Source organism: Oleiphilus sp. HI0043 (genome assembly GCF_001634935.1).
On sequence record NZ_LWEY01001554.1, the window covers coordinates 1 to 1,738 of the forward strand.

3 protein-coding genes are annotated in these 1,738 nt (G+C 47.7%); all 3 read left to right on the top strand.

Annotated features, from left to right (window positions below):
* A partial coding sequence (locus tag A3729_RS23215; RefSeq protein ID WP_304439747.1) for an Rnf-Nqr domain containing protein occupies positions 1-264 on the top strand: 264 nt, incomplete at its 5' end.
* The gene (rsxB, locus tag A3729_RS23220; protein WP_068512026.1) at positions 265-855 is read left to right on the top strand and encodes an electron transport complex subunit RsxB; all 591 of its coding nucleotides are present in this window, start codon (positions 265-267) and stop codon (positions 853-855) included.
* Positions 852-1,738: electron transport complex subunit RsxC (gene rsxC / locus A3729_RS23225; RefSeq protein WP_082882163.1), on the top strand; the 887-nt coding region annotated here is incomplete at its 3' end. The genes rsxB and rsxC, both read left to right, overlap by 4 nt.

Genomic DNA, 1,738 nt, shown 5'->3' on the forward strand with positions numbered 1-1,738 from the left:
CTGCCGCTGATTACCACTAACTGTGCAGTATTGGGTGTGGCGCTGTTAAACATTAAAAAGCAGAACGGCTTTGTTGAGTCGATTATGTATGGCTTTGGTGCCGCGCTTGGTTTTTCCTTAGTGCTCATCCTATTTTCAGCAATGCGAGAACGTATTGCTGTGGCTGATGTGCCAACGCCTTTTAAAGGTTCAGCTATTGGTATGATCACGGCGGGGCTGATGTCTCTCGCTTTTATGGGCTTTACTGGTTTGGTGAATATCTAGATGAGTATTGTTATTACCGCCATTGTCGCGCTATTAGCGCTAGCTGTTGTTTTTGGCGCATTACTGGGTTTTGCTTCCGTCAGGTTTAAAGTTGATGGCAACCCAATCGTTGATCAGATCGACGGTTTATTACCTCAGACTCAATGTGGCCAATGTGGTCACCCAGGTTGCCGACCTTATGCTGAGGGTATTGCTGCGGGCGAAGATATCAACAAATGTCCTCCCGGTGGCGAAGCGACTATTCAGGCCCTGGCCGATTTATTAGACGTTGAACCGATGGCCTTGGATGCTGAGCACGGTGAAGAAAAAGCCAAGCAGGTCGCAGTAATTCGTGAAGATGAGTGCATAGGCTGCACTAAGTGTATCCAGGCGTGTCCTATCGATGCGATTTTAGGGGCGGCTAAGCACATGCATACAGTTATTGAATCTGAATGTACTGGGTGTGATTTGTGTGTAGAGCCTTGCCCGGTAGATTGTATCGATATGGTGCCAGTAGATAAGGGGCTATCAGCATGGCATTGGGACTTACCCAAGCCTGTACATATTATTGCTACGGATAAGTCTCAGCCTGTGGAGGTGCAGTCTGTATGAGTGCCATGACACAGAACAATACACAGATCATTGCCACGAGTGGACGTTCCTTATCAGACTTTCATGGTGGTATTCACCCGGCGGAAATGAAGTCGCTATCGAGCGAGACAGCGATTACTGAGGCGGGCATTCCGCCACTACTTGTTTTACCTTTACAGCAACATATTGGTCAAGCCTCCAAGGTCTTGGTTGAAGTGGGTCAACAAGTAAAAAAAGGCCAGTTATTGGCTGAAGCAGACGGTTATATCAGTGTCGGCTTGCATGCACCCAGCTCAGGTGTGGTAGAAAGTATTGCTGAGCAAGTTGTGGCGCACCCTTCTGGTAATTCAGATTTATGTATTACCTTGAAGACAGACGGCCAGGACCAGTGGTGTGAATTGGATGCGAGTGAGGATTACTTATCTCTGGATGCTGACACAATAAGAGCGAAAGTTCGTGCTGCAGGGATTGCCGGAATGGGCGGAGCTGGTTTCCCAAGTGATGTGAAGCTTAACCCTCCAAAAGGTGCAGACATTTCTACGCTTATTCTGAATGCGGCAGAGTGTGAACCCTACATTACCTCAGACGACAGATTGATGCGTGAGCGGGCTGATCAACTTGTTGAAGGGCTTCGATTGCTGATCAAAGTGCTTCAGCCGAAAGAGTGTTTGATTGGTATTGAGGATAATAAACCTGAAGCGATTCGTTCTCTTCAGCAAGCTTTGGCGAGTATTGAAACCGGCAACTGCACCATTGAAGTTTGTGTTGTGCCAACCAAGTACCCCTCCGGTGGTGAAAAACAGCTGATAAAAATCCTTACCGGGAAGGAAGTGCCGAGTGCTAAGATTCCTGCGGATATTGGTGTGGTTTGTCACAACGTAGGTACAGTCGTTGCAATGTATCG